General features: G+C 66.5%; 17 protein-coding genes. All 17 read left to right on the top strand.

Annotated features, from left to right (window positions below; all coding sequences use genetic code 11):
• The first annotated feature begins 17 nt into the window (after positions 1-17).
• The 17 genes from R9Z33_RS18350 to R9Z33_RS18270 are packed head-to-tail and all read left to right on the top strand — an operon-like array spanning position 18 to position 16,705.
• Positions 18-626, top strand: a complete 609-nt coding sequence (locus R9Z33_RS18350; protein ID WP_404830690.1) for an NADH-quinone oxidoreductase subunit C — start codon at positions 18-20, stop codon at positions 624-626.
• Positions 623-1,855, top strand: a complete 1,233-nt coding sequence (locus R9Z33_RS18345; RefSeq protein ID WP_318648008.1) for an NADH-quinone oxidoreductase subunit D — start codon at positions 623-625, stop codon at positions 1,853-1,855. Before R9Z33_RS18350 ends, R9Z33_RS18345 begins: the two co-directional genes overlap by 4 nt.
• Complete coding sequence (locus R9Z33_RS18340; RefSeq protein WP_318648007.1) at positions 1,852-2,007, top strand: hypothetical protein; 156 nt, start codon at positions 1,852-1,854, stop codon at positions 2,005-2,007. Before R9Z33_RS18345 ends, R9Z33_RS18340 begins: the two co-directional genes overlap by 4 nt.
• A gap of 5 nt (positions 2,008-2,012) precedes the next feature.
• The gene (locus R9Z33_RS18335) at positions 2,013-2,615 is read left to right on the top strand and encodes a complex I 24 kDa subunit family protein (protein WP_318648006.1); all 603 of its coding nucleotides are present in this window, start codon (positions 2,013-2,015) and stop codon (positions 2,613-2,615) included.
• 3 nt (positions 2,616-2,618) lie between these two features.
• Positions 2,619-3,920: an NADH-quinone oxidoreductase subunit NuoF gene (nuoF, locus tag R9Z33_RS18330; protein ID WP_318648005.1), complete on the top strand. Its 1,302-nt coding sequence runs from the start codon at positions 2,619-2,621 to the stop codon at positions 3,918-3,920.
• Between the two features lie 4 nt (positions 3,921-3,924).
• Positions 3,925-5,946, top strand: a complete 2,022-nt coding sequence (gene nuoG, locus R9Z33_RS18325; RefSeq protein WP_318648004.1) for an NADH-quinone oxidoreductase subunit NuoG — start codon at positions 3,925-3,927, stop codon at positions 5,944-5,946.
• Between the two features lie 4 nt (positions 5,947-5,950).
• Positions 5,951-6,961 carry an NADH-quinone oxidoreductase subunit NuoH gene (gene nuoH, locus R9Z33_RS18320; protein WP_318648003.1) on the top strand — a complete coding sequence of 337 codons (1,011 nt, stop codon included), beginning with the start codon at positions 5,951-5,953 and terminating at the stop codon, positions 6,959-6,961.
• Positions 6,958-7,446 carry an NADH-quinone oxidoreductase subunit NuoI gene (gene nuoI, locus R9Z33_RS18315; RefSeq protein ID WP_318648002.1) on the top strand — a complete coding sequence of 163 codons (489 nt, stop codon included), beginning with the start codon at positions 6,958-6,960 and terminating at the stop codon, positions 7,444-7,446. Before nuoH ends, nuoI begins: the two co-directional genes overlap by 4 nt.
• A complete protein-coding gene (locus R9Z33_RS18310) occupies positions 7,443-8,126 on the top strand; it encodes an NADH-quinone oxidoreductase subunit J (protein ID WP_318648001.1) in 684 nt (227 codons plus the stop codon). The genes nuoI and R9Z33_RS18310 overlap by 4 nt, the downstream gene beginning before the upstream one ends.
• Positions 8,126-8,437, top strand: coding sequence for an NADH-quinone oxidoreductase subunit NuoK (nuoK, locus tag R9Z33_RS18305; RefSeq protein ID WP_318648000.1), 312 nt, complete (start codon positions 8,126-8,128; stop codon positions 8,435-8,437). The genes R9Z33_RS18310 and nuoK overlap by 1 nt, the downstream gene beginning before the upstream one ends.
• A gap of 4 nt (positions 8,438-8,441) precedes the next feature.
• The gene (nuoL, locus tag R9Z33_RS18300) at positions 8,442-10,352 is read left to right on the top strand and encodes an NADH-quinone oxidoreductase subunit L (RefSeq protein WP_318647999.1); all 1,911 of its coding nucleotides are present in this window, start codon (positions 8,442-8,444) and stop codon (positions 10,350-10,352) included.
• A gap of 3 nt (positions 10,353-10,355) precedes the next feature.
• Positions 10,356-11,861, top strand: a complete 1,506-nt coding sequence (locus R9Z33_RS18295; protein WP_318647998.1) for an NADH-quinone oxidoreductase subunit M — start codon at positions 10,356-10,358, stop codon at positions 11,859-11,861.
• On the top strand, positions 11,861-13,282 hold the full coding sequence (gene nuoN, locus R9Z33_RS18290; protein ID WP_318647997.1) for an NADH-quinone oxidoreductase subunit NuoN: 1,422 nt from the start codon (positions 11,861-11,863) through the stop codon (positions 13,280-13,282). The genes R9Z33_RS18295 and nuoN overlap by 1 nt, the downstream gene beginning before the upstream one ends.
• Positions 13,279-14,013: a biotin--[acetyl-CoA-carboxylase] ligase gene (locus tag R9Z33_RS18285; RefSeq protein ID WP_318647996.1), complete on the top strand. Its 735-nt coding sequence runs from the start codon at positions 13,279-13,281 to the stop codon at positions 14,011-14,013. The genes nuoN and R9Z33_RS18285 overlap by 4 nt, the downstream gene beginning before the upstream one ends.
• Complete coding sequence (locus R9Z33_RS18280; protein ID WP_318647995.1) at positions 13,997-14,791, top strand: type III pantothenate kinase; 795 nt, start codon at positions 13,997-13,999, stop codon at positions 14,789-14,791. The genes R9Z33_RS18285 and R9Z33_RS18280 overlap by 17 nt, the downstream gene beginning before the upstream one ends.
• Before the next feature lie 14 nt (positions 14,792-14,805).
• Positions 14,806-16,440 (top strand): ribonuclease J, encoded by a 1,635-nt coding sequence (locus R9Z33_RS18275; RefSeq protein ID WP_318647994.1) that lies wholly within the window; start codon positions 14,806-14,808, stop codon positions 16,438-16,440.
• The gene (locus tag R9Z33_RS18270; RefSeq protein WP_318647993.1) at positions 16,412-16,705 is read left to right on the top strand and encodes a DUF1467 family protein; all 294 of its coding nucleotides are present in this window, start codon (positions 16,412-16,414) and stop codon (positions 16,703-16,705) included. Before R9Z33_RS18275 ends, R9Z33_RS18270 begins: the two co-directional genes overlap by 29 nt.
• Positions 16,706-16,834: the final 129 nt, after the last annotated feature.

The following is a 16,834-nucleotide window of genomic DNA, read 5'->3' as shown; positions in this document are numbered from 1 at the left end:
AGAACGAACTCCGCGGCCTGATCGCGGACCGGCTGCCGGTCGCCTATACGCGCGAGCGCTACGGGGCCGAGCTGGTTCTGCATGTGACGCGCGATGCGTTGCTGCCGCTGATGGCACTGCTGCGCGACGCGCCCTCGCTCGATTTCGCGCAGCTCATGGATGTCTGCGGCGTGGACTGGCCCGACCGGCCGGAGCGCTTCGAGGTCGTGTACAACCTCCTCTCGCTGACGCGGAATGAGCGCCTGCGCGTGGTGACGACGACGGATGCCGAGCAGCCGGTGCCGAGCATCGCCTCCATCTGGCCCACCGCCACCTGGTTCGAGCGCGAGACCTGGGACATGTATGGCGTGGTCTTTGCGGGTCTCGCCGATCTGCGTCGCCTGCTGACGGATTACGGCTTCGAGGGGCATCCGCTCCGCAAGGATTTCCCGCTCACCGGCTTCGTCGAGATGCGCTACGACGCCGAGGCCGGCCGCGTGGTGCAGGAACCGGTGAAGCTCGTGCAGGATTTCCGCAGCTTCGACTTCATGAGCCCCTGGGAGGCCATGACCACCCTGCCGGGCGATGAGAAGGTGCACCTGAACCGCATCGCCCGCCCCGAAGACGAGAAGGGGGACAAGGCATGAGCGACCTCAGCCCGATCGGCGAAGCCCCGCAGAACGAGACCGAGCGGCGCATCGTCGAGATGGACAGCCACACCATCAACTTCGGCCCGCAGCATCCGGCCGCACATGGCGTCCTGCGCCTCATCCTCGAGATGAAGGGCGAGGTGGTGGAGCGTGCCGATCCGCATATCGGCCTGCTACATCGCGGCACCGAGAAGCTGATCGAGTACAAGACCTACCTGCAGGCGCTGCCCTATTTCGACCGGCTCGACTACGTCAGCCCCATGTGCATGGAGCACAGCTTCGCGCTGGCGACGGAGCGGCTGCTCGGCATCACGCAGGACGTGCCGGAGCGCGCGCAATACATCCGTGTGCTCTTCGCCGAGATCACGCGCATCGCGAACCACCTGCTGAACGTGACGACCTACGCACTCGACTGCGGCGCCATCACGCCCGCGCTCTGGGGCTTCGAGCAGCGCGAGCACCTGCTCGAGATGTACGAGATGACCTCGGGCAGCCATTACCACGCCAACTACTTTCGGCCTGGCGGTGTGGCGAAGGACATCCCGGCCGCGCTGCCGGAGAAGATCGAGCGCTGGATGGCGCAGTTCCCGGCCTTCCTCGATGAGCTGGAAGGGCTGCTCACCAGCAATCGTATCTTCAAGCAGCGCACCGTGGATATCGGCGTGATGACGGCCGAGCAGGCGATGGAATGGGGCTTCTCCGGCCCCTGCCTGCGCGCCTCAGGTGTGGCGTGGGACCTGCGGAAGTCGCAGCCCTATGATGTCTATGACCGGATGGAATTCGACGTACCGGTCGGCCGCAACGGCGATTGCTATGACCGCTATCTGCTGCGCATGCAGGAGATGCGGCAGTCGCTGCGCATCATCCGGCAATGCCTGGACCAGATGAAGCCGGGCCCGATCAAGGTGCTGGACAACAAGATCGTCCCGCCGACGCGCGGGCAGATGAAGCGCTCGATGGAAGCGCTCATCCATCACTTCAAGCTCTACACCGAGGGTTACCACGTGCCCGCCGGCAGCACCTACACGGTGACCGAGGCGCCCAAGGGCGAGTTCGGCGTCTATCTGGTCGCTGACGGCACCAACAAGCCGTATCGCTGCAAGATCCGCGCCCCTGGCTACGCGCATCTCCAGGCCATGGAGGTGCTGAGCAAGGGCCACATGCTGGCCGATGCGGTGGCCATCATCGGCAGCCTCGACATCGTGTTCGGCGAGATCGACCGGTGAGCGGGAACGCCCTGATCAGCTTCATCGGCTTCTACGTGCCGGCGCTGGTCGCGGGCGTGCTGTTTCGTTGGCTGAAGCCCGCCTGGGGCTGGACGCCACTCTGGCTCGCGGTGATCCTCACCGCGGCCGTTTTCTTCGTGCAGAAGCTGTAAGCCCCATGAGCGAGCCGACCTCCTTCGAATTCGACGCCGCGAGCGAAGCGCAGATCGCCAAGATCCTGCCGCGCTATCCGGCCGGCAAGCAGGCCAGCGCGGTGATGCCGCTGCTCTATGTCGCGCAGAAGCAGATGGGCCGGCTGACCGGCTCGGCCTGGGTGCCGCGCGTGGCCATGGACGTGATCGCGGCGCGCCTCGGCATGGCGCCGATGCGCGTCTACGAGGTCGCGACCTTCTACTTCATGTACAACACCAAGCCGATCGGCCGGTATCACCTGCAGGTCTGCGGCACCACGCCCTGCTGGCTGCGGGGTTCGGACGACGTGCTACGCGCCTGCAAGGATGCGGGCGCGCTGAAGGGCTATGGCGACACCAGCGCCGACGGCAACTTCACACTGACGGAAGTCGAATGCCTGGGCGGCTGCGTGAACGCGCCGATCCTCCAGGTGGATGACGACTACTACGAGGACATGGATTACGACAGCACGGTGAAGCTGATCGAGGCGCTGAAGCGCGGCGAGCGGCCGAAGCCCGGCTCGATGATCGGCCGCCAGACCAGTGCGCCCGTCGGCGGCCCTCAGGTGCTGAACGGGGCGGAGGACTGAGACATGGCGCTCTCCGACAAGGATCGCATCTTCACCAATCTCTATGGCACGCAGCCCTGGAACCTCCAGGCCGCACGCATGCGCGGCGACTGGGACGGCACGAAGGATCTGCTCTCGAAAGGGCGCGACGCGCTGATCGAGGAGGTGAAGAATTCCGGCCTGCGCGGCCGCGGCGGTGCCGGCTTCCCGACCGGCATGAAGTGGTCCTTCATGCCGAAGGCGCCGGTCGAGGGCCGCCCCTCCTATCTCGTCGTCAATGGCGATGAGAGCGAGCCCGGCACCTGCAAGGACCGCGACATCATCCGCCACGACCCGCACAAGCTGGTCGAGGGCTGCCTGATTGCGGGCTTCGCTATGGGGGCAGTCGCCGCCTACATCTATGTGCGCGGCGAATACTACAACGAGATCCAGGTGCTGCAGGCCGCGATCGACGAGGCCTATGACGCCGGGCTGATCGGCAAGAATGCCTGCGGTTCGGGCTATGATTTCGACGTCTTCGTGCATCGCGGCGCCGGCGCGTACATCTGCGGCGAAGAGACGGCGCTGATCGAAAGCCTCGAAGGCAAGAAGGGCATGCCGCGGCTGAAGCCGCCATTCCCTGCCGCCGTCGGCCTCTATGGCTGCCCGACGACGGTGAACAACGTCGAGACCATCGCGGTGGTGCCGACCATCCTGCGGCGCGGCGCTTCCTGGTTCTCCAGCTTCGGGCGGCCGAAGAATTCGGGCACCAAGATCTTCTGCCTCCAGGGCCATGTGAACAAGCCGTGCAACGTGGAAGCCGAGATGAGCATCCCGCTGCGCGAGCTGATTGATCGCTATGCCGGCGGCGTGCGCGGCGGCTGGGACAATCTCCTGGCCGTCATCCCCGGCGGTTCTTCCACGCCGATGATCCCGAAGAGCGTCTGCGACGACGTGCTGATGGACTTCGACGCGCTGCGCGAACACAAGACCGGCCTCGGCACGGCGGGCGTGATCGTGATGGACAAGTCCACCGACCTGATCAAGGCGATCCAGCGCCTTTCCGCCTTCTATAAGCATGAGAGCTGCGGCCAGTGCACGCCCTGCCGCGAGGGCATGGGCTGGGTGAACCGCGTGATGCTGCGCATGGTCGAAGGCCGCGCCGAGATCGAGGAGATCGACGTGCTGGAGCAGGTGACGCGGCAGATCGAGGGCCACACCATCTGCGCACTCGCAGATGGCGGCGTCTGGCCGGTGCAGGGGCTGATCCGCCACTTCCGCCCGATGATGGAAGAGCGGATCGCGGCCTACAAGGCGCGCAACAACCTGCCCATGGCGGCGGAGTAAGGTCATGGCCAAGGTCACCATCGACGGCATCGAGGTCGAGGTCCCGAACGGGTCCTCCGTGCTGCAGGCCTGCGAGGCCGCGGGCAAGGAAATCCCGCGCTTCTGCTACCATGAGCGCCTCTCGGTCGCCGGCAATTGCCGCATGTGCCTGGTGGAAGTGGAGAAGGCGCCGAAGCCCGTCGCCTCCTGCGCATATCCCGTCATGGATGGCATGAAGGTCTTCACCGACACGCCGGTGGTGCGCAATGCGCGGCGCGGCGTGATGGAATTCCTGCTGATCAACCATCCGCTCGACTGCCCGATCTGCGACCAGGGCGGCGAATGCGACCTGCAGGACCAGGCCGTCTCCTACGGCAAGGATGGCAGCCGCTATCACGAGCAGAAGCGCTCGGTGAAGGACAAGTATGTCGGCCCGCTGATCAAGACAGTGATGAACCGCTGCATCCATTGCACGCGCTGCATCCGCTTCGCGGCCGAGGTGGCCGGCGTGCCGGAGATGGGTGCGACGGGTCGCGGCGAGAACATGGAAGTCGGCACCTATGTCGAGAAGGCGCTGTCCAGCGAGCTTTCCGGCAACCTGATTGATCTCTGCCCTGTCGGCGCGCTGACCAGCCGGCCCTATGCCTTCGTCTCCCGCCCTTGGGAGCTGTCGAAGACGGACAGCGTGGATGTGCTGGACGCGACGGGGGCCGCCATCCGCGTGGATGTGCGCGGCGGCGAGGTGCTCCGCATGCTGCCCCGCGTGAATGACGACGTGAACGAGGAGTGGCTGGGCGACCGCTCGCGCTTCTCCTTCGATGGCCTCAAGCGCAAGCGGCTGGACCGGCCCTGGGTGCGGCGCGATGGCCAGCTCAAGCCGGCCTCCTGGGCCGAGGCCTTCGGCGCCATCGTGCAGAATGTGCGCGGCCAGCGCATCGGCGCGGTTGCCGGCGACACGATGGATGCGGAGAGCCTGTTTGCGCTGAAGGCGATGCTGAACGCCATGGGCAGCACGAACCTGGATGCGCGGCAGGATGGCGCGAAGCTCGATGCCTCGCGGCCCGACTATTACCTCTTCAATTCCAGCATCGCCGGGATCGAGGAGGCGGACGCCATCCTCATCATCGGCAGCAATCCGCGCGTCGAAGCGCCGGTGATCAATGCGCGCATCCGCAAGCGCTGGGTCGCGGGCGGGATGCGCGTCGGTGTGATTGGCGAGGCGGTGGACCTGACCTATCCCGTGACGCATCTGGGCGCGGGCCCGGCCGATTTTGCGGCGGGTGCGGAGTTCCTGAAGGGCGCTGCCAAGCCGATGGTCATCCTCGGCCGTGGCGCGCTGGCGCGGGCGGATGGCGCGGCGGTGCTCGCCGCCGCTTGGGAACTCGCCAAGGGCGCCGAGGCGCTGCGTGAGGATTGGCATGGGTTCAACCTCCTGCATCAATTCGGCGGCCAGGTGGCCGCACTCGACCTCGGTTTCGTGCCGGGCGAGGGGGGCCTCGACATGGAGGCCATGCTGGCGGGCGGCGTTGATGCGCTCTGGCTGCTGGGCGCCGATGGTTTCGATGTCTCGCGCATCAAGCCCGGGACCTTCGTGATCTATCAGGGCCATCATGGCGAGGCCGCGGCCGCACGCGCAGACGTGATCCTGCCGGGTGCGGCCTATACCGAGAAGGACGGCACCTACGTCAACACGGAAGGCCGCGTGCAGCGGGGCCGCATGGCCGTGCCGCCGCCCGGCGAGGCGCGCGAGGATTGGCGCATCATCCGCGCCGCCTCGCAGTTCCTCGGCGTCACGCTGCCCTTCGACACGCTGGAGGCGCTGCGGGCCGAGATGGCGGCCGCGCATCCGGTCTTCGCGCGGCTCGACCAGGCACCGCTGCCCGGCTGCACCGATGATGCCGGGCCGGAAGCGGCGGGCGCACCGAGCCATGCGCCCTTCGGTCTGCCGATCCGCAACTACTGGCAGGTCGACCCCATCACCCGCGCCAGCTCCACCATGGCCGAGTGCGCGGCCACCTACCTGCGCCCTGCGCTGGCGGCGGAGTGAGCGCATGACGGATTTCCTCAACTCCCCCATCGGCGTGCTGGCGCTGACCGTGGCGCAGACCCTGGCGCTGCTGGTGCCCGTGCTGATTGCCGTTGCCTACCTCACCTGGGCCGAGCGCAAGGTGCTGGGCGCGATGCAGATGCGGCGCGGGCCCAATGTCGTCGGCCCCTTCGGCCTGCTGCAGCCCTTCGCCGACGCCATCAAGATGCTGATGAAGGAGACCATCATTCCTTCCGGCGCCTCGCGCGGTCTCTTCATCCTGGCGCCGATGCTGACCTTCGTGCTCGCGATGCTGGCCTGGGCGGTGATCCCGGTGAATGACGGCTGGGCGATCGCCGACATCAATGTCGGCATCCTCTATCTCTTCGCCATCTCCTCGCTGGGTGTCTACGGCATCATCATCGCGGGCTGGGCGTCCAACTCGAAATACGCCTTCCTGGGCGCGCTGCGCTCGGCGGCGCAGATGGTGTCCTACGAAGTCAGCATGGGCTTCGTGATCGTGACCGTGCTGCTTTGCGTGGGTTCGCTGAACCTGACGGAGATCGTCCGCGCGCAGGAGAACCTCTGGTTCGCCATCCCGCTCTTCCCGATGTTCGTCATCTTCTTCATCAGCACGCTGGCCGAGACCAACCGCGCCCCCTTCGACCTGCCGGAGGGCGAGAGCGAGCTGGTGGCGGGCTTCTTCGTCGAATACAGCTCGATGAGCTTCGCGCTGTTCTTCCTCGGCGAATACGCGAACATGATTTTGATGTCGGCGCTGACCACCATCCTCTTCCTCGGGGGGTGGTACCCGCCGCTCGACATCGCGCCGCTGAACTGGATCCCCGGGCCCGTGTGGTTCGCGCTCAAGGTCGCGGCGCTGCTCTTCGTCTTCATCTGGGTGCGCGCGACCTTCCCGCGCTATCGCTATGACCAGCTGATGCGCCTGGGCTGGAAGGTCTTCCTGCCCTTCAGCCTGGTCTGGCTGGTGCTGACCGCGGCCTTCCTCAAGCTGACAGGATTGCTCCCCGCATGACCGGTCTCGACCGCTTCGCGCGCTCCTTTCTGCTGGCGGAACTCGTCAGCGGCATGGCCCAGACCTTGAAGCAATTCTTCAGCCGCAAGGTCACGCTGAACTACCCCTATGAGAAGACGCCGCTCTCGCCCCGCTTCAAGGGTGAGCACGCGCTGCGCCGCTATCCGAATGGCGAGGAACGCTGCATCGCCTGCAAGCTCTGCGAGGCGGTCTGCCCGGCGCTTGCCATCACCATCGAAGCCGAACCGCGCGAGGATGGCTCCCGCCGGACCACGCGCTACGACATCGACATGACGAAGTGCATCTATTGCGGCATGTGCGAGGAAGCCTGCCCGGTGGATGCCATCGTCGAGGGCCCGAACGCGGAATTCGCCACCGAGACGCGCGAGGAGCTCATGTACGACAAGGAGCGCCTGCTCGCGAATGGCGACAGGTGGGAGAGCCTTCTCGCCAAGCGCCTCGAACTGGATGCACCCTACCGATGATCGCCGGCCTCGCCTTCTACCTCTTCGCCTTCATCCTCATCGCGTCGGCGGTGATGGTGGTGACGTCGCGCAACCCCGTCTATTCAGTGCTGTACCTCATCCTCGCCTTCTTCAACGCGGCGGCGCTCTTCCTGATCGCGGGCGCCGAGTTCCTGGCGATGATCCTGGTCATCGTCTATGTCGGTGCGGTCGCGGTGCTGTTCCTCTTCGTCGTGATGATGCTCGATATCGACTTCGCGCAGATGCGCGAGGGGTTCCAGCGCTACCTGCCGGTCGGCGCCGTCATCGGCGGCATCCTCTTTCTCGAGCTGCTGCTGGTGCTGGGCGCCTGGCGGTTCGCGGCGGATGTCGGTGACCTGCGGCTTTCGCCGACGCCGGCCGGCGTCTCCAACACCGAAGCTCTGGGGCGGATCATCTATACGGACTATATCTACCTCTTCCAGGCATCGGGCCTGATCCTGCTGGTCGCCATGATCGGCGCCATCGTGCTGACGCTGCGCGACAAGCCGACGGCGAAGCGCCAGAACATCGCCGAGCAGATCGCCCGTTCCTCCGAGGTGGTGATGGCGCAGCCCGCCATCGGTGCGGGCATCAACCGCGCCGAGATCCTGCGCCCGCTGCCGCCGCCCGAGAAGCCGGCACCGAGGCAGGTCGAATCCCATGGCGGGGGGCACCACTGATGCTGACCATCGGCCTCGCGCACTACCTGACGGTGGGCGCCATCCTCTTCGTGCTGGGCGTGCTCGGCATCTTCATGAACCGCAAGAACGTCATCGTGATCCTGATGAGCGTCGAGCTCATCCTGCTCGCGGTGAACCTGAACTTCGTGGCCTTCTCCGCCCGGCTGGACGATCTGACCGGCCAAGTCTTCGCCATGTTCATCCTGACCGTTGCGGCCGCCGAGGCGGCGATCGGGCTGGCCATTGTCGTCATCTACTTCCGAAACCGGGGCAGCATCGAGGTTGATGACGTCTCGGCGCTGAAAGGCTGACCCGATGTTCGTCGGAGCCATCTTCTTCCCTCTGCTGGGCGCCTGCATCAGCGGCTTTTTCGGTCGCTGGATCGGCGACCGGGCGGCCATGTGGTCCACCGTGGTCTGCATGGCGCTGGCCGCCATCTGCGGCAGCATGGCCTTCTGGCAGGTGGCCCTAGGCGGCCAGCCCACCACCGTCACGCTGCTCACCTGGATGGATGTGGGCGAGCTCGAATTCGCCTGGGCCCTTCGCTACGACACGCTGAGCGCCATCATGGTCGGCATGGTGACGCTGATCTCCACGCTGATCCATCTCTACAGCATCGGCTACATGTCCCACGACGCGACGCCGAGCCGCTTTTTCGCCTATCTCAGCCTCTTCACCTTCATGATGCTGATGCTGGTGACGGCGGACAACCTCGTGCAGCTCTTCTTCGGCTGGGAGGGCGTGGGCCTCGCGAGCTACCTGCTCATCGGCTACTGGTATGAGAAGGAGAGCGCCTGCGCCGCGGCGATGAAGGCCTTCATCGTGAACCGCGTGGGCGACCTGTTCTTCATGCTCGGCATGGCGCTGACCTTCCTGGTTTTCGGCAGCCTCGAGTTCAACACGATCTTCGCCGCGGCCGCCTCCAAGGTGGACGAGACCTTCCTCGGTCTGCCCGCGCTCGAGCTCATCGGCGTGCTGCTCTTCCTGGGCGCCTGCGGCAAGTCGGCGCAGCTCGGCCTGCACACCTGGCTGCCGGACGCGATGGAGGGGCCGACGCCGGTCTCCGCGCTGATCCACGCGGCGACGATGGTGACGGCGGGTGTTTTCCTGATCTGCCGCATGTCGCCCGTGATGGAATACGCGCCGGTGGCACTGGCCATCGTGACGGTGGTGGGTGCCTCCACGGCGCTCTTCGCGGCGACCATCGGCTGCGTGCAGAACGACATCAAGCGCATCATCGCCTACAGCACCTGCTCGCAGCTGGGCTACATGTTCTTCGCAGCCGGCGTGGGCCTCTATCAGGCGGCGATGTTCCACCTCTTCACCCATGCCTTCTTCAAGGCGCTGCTCTTCCTGGGCGCCGGCTCCGTCATCCATGCGATGTCGGATGAGCAGGATATCCGGAAGATGGGCGGCATCTGGAAGAAGATCCCGGTCACCTATCTCGTCATGTGGGTCGGCTCGCTGGCGCTGGCTGGTATCCCGGTCTTCGCGGGCTACTACTCGAAGGACGCCATCCTGGAGGGCGCGGCAGCGGCCGGCTCCGTGGTGGGCGCCTATGCCTTCGCCTGCGGCATCCTCGCCGCGTTCCTGACGGCCTTCTACTCCTGGCGCCTGCTGATCCTGACCTTCCATGGCAAGCCGCGGGCGGATCACCATACCATGGAGCATGTGCATGAGAGCCCGCTCGTCATGCTCGTGCCCCTGCTGGTGCTCTCGGTCGGAGCCATCACCACCGGTTTCGTCTTCGCTCCCTATTTCATCGGCGACAACGCGACGGCCTTCTGGAACGGCGCCATCTTCAACCTGCCCGCCAAGCACATGATGGAGGCGCTGCACCACGCCCCGCATTGGGTGCCGACCGTGGCGAAGGCGGTGGCGATCAGCGGTATCGCGCTCGCGGTCGTGGTCTATGGCTTCATGCCGCAGTTGCCTGGTCGTGTCGCGGCCGCTGCACCGCGCGCCTACCAGTTCCTGCTGAACAAGTGGTATTTCGACGAGCTGTATGACCGCATCTTCGTCCAGCCCGCGCGGCGCCTTGCGGTGCAGTTCTGGCAGGTGGGCGATGTCCGCATCATTGACGGCATGCCCAATGGCGCGGCCAGCATGGCGGCCAGCACGGCGCGCGGCGTCGTCCGGCTGCAGACGGGGAGGGTGGCGAACTACGCCTTCGCCATGATCATCGGCCTGGTCGTCTTCATCTCAATCTACCTGATGGGGCGCTGAGCGATGGGCTTCCCGCTTCTCTCCCTGATCACCTTCCTGCCTCTGCTCGGGGCCGCCATCATCATGTGCGTGCGCGGCGAGGAGCAGGTCGTTGCCAGCAATGCCCGCTGGACGGCGCTCTGGACCAGCCTCATCACCTTCGGCCTGTCGCTCATCCTCTGGGTCCAGTTCGACAAGACGAGCGTGGACTACCAGTTCGTCGAGCAGGTCTCCTGGCTGCCGGAATTCGGCGTCTCCTACATCATGGGCGTGGATGGCATCTCCATCCTCTTCATCCTGCTCTCTACCCTGCTGACGCCCATCTGCGTCCTCGCCTCCTGGGAGAGCGTGCAGAACCGCGTGCGCGAATACATGGTCGCCTTCCTCATCCTCGAGACGATGATGGTGGGCATGTTCGCGGCCCTCGACTTCATGCTGTTCTACATCTTCTTCGAGGCCGTGCTGATCCCGATGTTCCTCATCATCGGCATCTGGGGCGGCGCGCGTCGGGTCTACGCCTCCTACAAGTTCTTCCTCTACACGCTGCTCGGCTCGGTGCTGATGCTGCTGGCGATCATCGCGCTCTGGTACCAGGCCGGCACGACGAACATCGCCGAACTCAGCGAGTTCGACATTCCCTTCAACATGCAGGTCTGGCTCTTCCTGGCCTTCTTCGCCTCCTTCGCGGTGAAGGTGCCCATGTGGCCGGTCCACACCTGGCTGCCCGACGCGCATGTCGAGGCGCCGACCGCGGGCTCGGTCATCCTGGCCGGCGTGCTGCTGAAGATGGGCGCCTATGGCTTCCTGCGCTTCAGCCTGCCCCTGCTGCCGGAGGCCAGCCTCTACTTCGCCCCCTTCATCTATGTGCTGAGCATCGTGGCGGTGGTCTACACCAGCCTCGTCGCCCTCGCGCAGACCGACATGAAGAAGCTGATCGCCTATTCCTCCGTCGCGCATATGGGCATCGTCACGCTCGGCATCTTCACCTTCAACCAGCAGGGCATCGAGGGCGCGCTCTTCACCATGCTCTCGCATGGCGTGGTCTCCGGCGCGCTCTTCCTCTGCGTGGGCGTGCTCTATGACCGCGTCCACAGCCGCGAGATCGCGCGCTATGGCGGTGTCGCCAAGATCATGCCGGCCTACGCGCTGATCTTCATGCTCTTCACCATGGCCTCGGTCGCGCTGCCCGGCACCGCGGGTTTCCCGGGCGAGTTCCTCGTGATCCTCGGGGCCTGGGCGGTGAACCCCTGGGTCGCCTTCGGCGCGGCGCTCGGCATGATCCTGGGCGCGGCCTACATGCTGCTGCTCTATCGCCGCGTCGCCTTCGGGCGGATCCTGCGCGAGGACCTCAAGTCCCTGCTCGATCTCAGCCCGCGCGAATATGCCATCTTCGCGCCGCTGATCGTGCTGACGCTGTGGATGGGCATCTACCCGCAATCCTTCCTCTCCTTCTTCTCGGTGACGGTGGCGGAACTGGTGCTGGAGCATCAGGCCGCGATCAGCGCCGCATCGCGTCTGGCAGGCCTCTGATGAACTGGACCCTCGCCCTCCCGGAACTGGCGCTGGCGCTCTCGGGCCTTGCGATCCTCGTCTATGGCGTGATCCCCAAGCGCGATACGACCTTCCCCTGCACCATGCTGGTGTTGGGCGCCTTCCTGCTGACCGGGGTGCTGGTGCTGGCCCAAGGCGAGGGCACGGCCTTCTCCGGGCAATATGTGGCCGATGCCTTCTCCGGCTTCATGAAGCTGCTGGCGCTGGCCGCGGCCGCGCTCGGCTTGCTCCTGGCGCTGGACTGGAACGAGAAGGAGCGGCTCTCGCGCTTCGAATTCCCGGTGCTGGTCCTCTTCGCCACGCTCGGCATGATGGTCATGATCTCGGCGAATGATCTGATGAGCCTCTATCTCGGGCTCGAGCTTCTGTCGCTGCCGCTTTACGTGCTTGCCTCCTTCGACCGCGACAATGGCCGCTCGGCCGAGGCGGGGCTCAAATATTTCGTGCTGGGCGCGCTGGCCTCGGGCCTGATGCTCTACGGCGCCTCGCTGGTCTATGGCTTCGCGGGCACCACGAATTTCGACCGCCTGGCTGATGCGCTCTCCTCGCCGCAGGATGTGTCGAACGGCGTGGTCGTCGGCATCATCTTCATCATCGCCGCCATGGCCTTCAAGATCGCGGCCGTGCCCTTCCACATGTGGACGCCCGATGTCTATGAGGGCGCACCGACGCCGGTGACCGCCTTCTTCGCCTCGGCGCCCAAGGTGGCCGCGATCGCGCTGCTGGTCCGCATCCTGGCCGGCCCCTTCAGCGACGTGGTCGGCCAGTGGCAGCAGGTGATCGTCCTCGCCTCGCTCGGTTCCATGATGCTGGGCGCCTTCGCCGCCATCGGGCAGTCCAACATCAAGCGGCTGATGGCCTATTCCTCCATCGGCCATGTCGGCTTCACCCTGATGGGCCTCGCCGTCGGCGGGGAGAGCGGGCTGCGCGGCGTGCTGGTCTACATGGCGATCTACATCGCCATGAACATCGGCGCCTTCGCCGTGCTCATCGCCATGCGGCGTGACGGCCGCGCGGTTGAGGGCGTGGATGACTTGGCGGGTCTCGGCCGCAGTGATCCGGGCATGGCGCTGGCCATGGCGATCTTCATGTTCTCCATGGCGGGCATCCCGCCCATGGCCGGCTTCTTCGCCAAGCTCTACGTGCTGCTGCCGGCGATCGAGCAGGGCTTCTGGGTGCTGGCGGTGGTGGCCGTGCTCTCCTCGGTCGTCTCGGCCTATTATTACCTGCGCATCGTGAAGGTGATGTATTTCGACGCGGCGAAGCCGGCCTTCGACACGCGCCCCACGGGCGTCTCGGTCGTGCTGGCTGGCACCGGCGCCTTCACCCTCTTCTTCTTTCTCTTCCCGGCGCCGCTGCTCGCGGCCGCGCGGCAGGCGGTGGCGGCGCTGATCGGGTGACGGGCGGCTTTCGCCTCGAGATCCACGACCTTCTCCCCAGTACGCAGACCCTCCTGGCCGAACGGGCGGCGCAGGGGGAGCCCGCCGGGCTCGCCATCCTCGCCCGCCGGCAGAGCGCGGGGAGGGGGCGCGCGGGCCGGCCCTGGCAGTCCCGGGGCGGCAACCTGCACATCTCCATCCTGCTGCGCCCCGAGGGCCCGGCGCGGGACATCCCGGGCCATGCCCTGCTGGCCGCCGTCGCCCTGCATGACGCGGCGTGCCGCCACGCGCCAGGGCGGGACTTCCGGCTGAAATGGCCCAATGACCTGCTGGAGGGCGGGGCGAAGCTCGCCGGGATCCTCTCCGAGGCGGCGCTGGACGTGCATGGCGGCATCGCGCAGCTCATCTTCGGCATCGGGGTGAACCTGGCCCATGCGCCCGAGGTGGAGGGGCGCAGCGTCACCTGCCTCGGCCCGATCGCGCCGGAGGTCTTCGCGGCGACGCTGCTGGAGCGCCTGGCCCATTGGATGGAGCGGCGCCGCGCCGAGGGCTTCGCCCCCATCCGGGCCGCCTGGATGGAGCGCGGCCCTGAGCGCGGCTCACGCATGACGCTGCGGCAAGGCGACAATCCCGTCACGGGAAGCTACGAAGGGCTCGCCGAGGATGGCGGGATCATGCTCGCCACGGCCGAAGGCCCGCATGTCTTCCATGCGGGTGAGGTGATGGAACGACCCGATGCTTCTCGCGATTGACGCCGGCAACACCAATGTTGTCTTCGCCGTGCATGATGGCGCCGAATGGCGTGGCCGCTGGCGCATCGCGACCGATCCCAACCGCACCAGCGACGAATACGCCGTCTGGCTGCTCGCGCTGATGCAGCATGCGGGGCTGCGGCCGGCCGATGTGCAGCGCTGCGTGATCGGCACTGTCGTGCCCGTCGCCCTCTACAATCTGCGCCGCCTCTGCCGTGACTGGTTCGGCAATGAGCCGCTGGTGGCGCGCTCCATCCTCGACTGGGGCTTCGAGATCAAGGTGGACCAGCCGCAGGAGGTGGGCGCGGACCGCCTGCTGAATGCACTCGCCGCGCACCACCATTACCGCGGCCCGCTCATCGTCATCGATTTCGGCACCGCCACCACCTTCGACGTGGTGGATGAAACGGGCGCCTATCTCGGCGGCGTCATCGCCCCAGGCATCAACCTCTCGATCGAGGCGCTGCACCGCGCCGCCGCCCGCCTGCCACGCATCGGCATCGGCCGGCCCCAGGCGGCGATCGGCCGCAACACGGTCTCGGCGATGCAGTCTGGCATCTTCTGGGGCTATGTCGGCATGATCGAGGGCATCGTCTCGCGCATCCGCGCCGAGGTGGAACTGCCCCGGATGAAGGTGATCGCGACCGGTGGCCTGGCGCCGCTGCTGGCCGAGGGCACCACCCTGATCGAACGCATCGACCCCGATATCACGCTGGAGGGGCTCCGCCTGTTGGCGGAACGCAACCCCAGCCCCATCTCTCAAAAAGACAGTTTGTGAAATCAACAGAACCCATGGACGACTTGGCCTTCATCCCGCTCGGTGGCACCGGCGAGATCGGCATGAACCTCAATGTGTATCGCTGCGACGGCAAGTATCTCGCGGTGGATTGCGGCATCGGCTTCGGCGGGGCGGAAAACCCTGCCGTGGACGTGATGGTGCCGGATCCCGCCTGGCTTTCCGAACGCAGCAAGGACCTGGTGGCGCTCGTCATCACCCATGCGCATGAGGACCATATCGGTGCGGTGGCCCATCTCTGGCCGAGCCTGAAATGCCCGGTCATCGCCGGGCCCTTCGCCAGCAACGTGCTGCGCCGCAAGCTGGCCGAGGCCGGCCTCGGCCAGGATGTGAAGATCATCACCCACAGCCTGCCCGGGCGGCACGAGGTCGGGCCCTTCGGTCTCGAATTCATCCAGGTGACCCATTCGGTGCCAGAGGCCTGCGCGCTGGCCATCCGCACGCGGCACGGACTGATCGTGCATACCGGCGACTGGAAGCTCGACCCCTCGCCGCTGATCGGTCCGCCGACGGATGAGGCGGCCTTCGCGCGCCTCGGCGCCGAGGGCGTGCTCGCCATGGTCTGCGACAGCACGAACGCCATGGTCGAGGGCCATTCGGGCAGCGAGGCGGAGGTGCGGCGCAACCTCAAGGCCATCATCGCGGGCCTGCGCGGCCGCGTGGCGGTCACCTGCTTCTCGACCAATCTGGCACGCATCGAATCCATCGCGCTGGCCGGCCAGGCGGCCGGGCGGGAGGTGGCGCTGTTCGGCCGGTCGCTCCGCAACGCCGTGCAGTCGGCGCGGGATTGCGGCTACCTCTCCTCGGTGCGGGACTTCATCAGCGAGGAGGAGGCGGACCGCCTGCCGGATGACGACCTCCTGATCATCTGCACCGGCAGCCAGGGGGAGGAGCGCAGCGCGCTCGCCAAGATCGCGGCCGATACCCACCCCAACATCTCGCTGGGGGAGGGGGATACGGTGATCTTCTCCTCGCGCATGATCCCGGGGAATGAGCGCGGCATCCTGCATGTGCAGGATGAGCTGACGCGCGCCGGCTGCCGCGTGATGACGGCGGATGACCACGCGGTGCATGTCTCGGGCCACCCGGCGCGGGACGAGCTGAAGAAGCTCTACGCCCTGGTGAAGCCCAAGGTCGCCATTCCGGTGCATGGCGAGTGGCGGCACCTGTCGCAGCATGCCGACCTCGCGCAGGAATGCGGCGCCGAGCCCATCCTGGTCGAGGATGGCGACGTGGTTCGCCTGGGCCCGGGCAAGCCCAAGATCACCGACAGCGTGCCGGTCGGGCGCCTCGCGGTGGATGGCCCACGGCTGCTGCCGATGGAGGGGGCCGTGATCGGCGCGCGCAAGCGCATGCTGTTCAACGGCATCGTGGTGGCGAGCCTGGCGGTGGACGAGGCGGGTCGCGTGGTCGGCCGGCCGCGCGTCTCGGCGCCGGGTCTCTTCGAGGCGGAGGGGCCGGAATCGGGGCAGCTCGAGGATGAACTGGCGCGCGGTGTCGGCGAACTGCCCAAGGGGCTGCGCCGTGAGGATGACGCGCTGACCGAGGCCGCGCGCGCCGTGCTGCGCAAGGCGGTGGGGCGCCGCCTGAAGAAGCGCCCCAATGTCGAAATCCACCTTCTGCGGGTCTGAGATGGGCTGGTTTCTGGGCTTTGTCGTCTATGCCTTGGTCTGGTGGACGCTGCTGTTCTGCGTCCTGCCGGTCGGCGTGCGCCCCGACGCCCAGGGCGATCCGGAGAAGGGCGGCTGGCGGGGCACGCCCACCCAGTTGCACCTCGGGCGCAAGCTGCTGGGCACCACGATTCTGTCTGCCGTGGTGTGGGTGTGCATCTATGCGCTGGTCGAAAGCAACTGGATCAGCTTCCGCGACCCCTGGCTTTCCATCCCGGATCGGTGAGATGCACAAAGAAAAGGCGACTGTTCGGGTTTCCCTGAACCGCCGCCTGCGTTTTGAGCATCCGTTGGCCGGACGCTCGTTTTTTCGCCGTCTACAGCACCGATTGGCGTTGAGGCTTCCCGGCCTTTT

It is taken from the genome of Sediminicoccus rosea, assembly GCF_033547095.1.
Lineage (GTDB): Bacteria > Pseudomonadota > Alphaproteobacteria > Acetobacterales > Acetobacteraceae > Roseococcus > Roseococcus rosea.
Note: the sequence above shows the minus strand (reverse complement) of the source record. Positions and strands in the feature narration are given on the sequence as shown.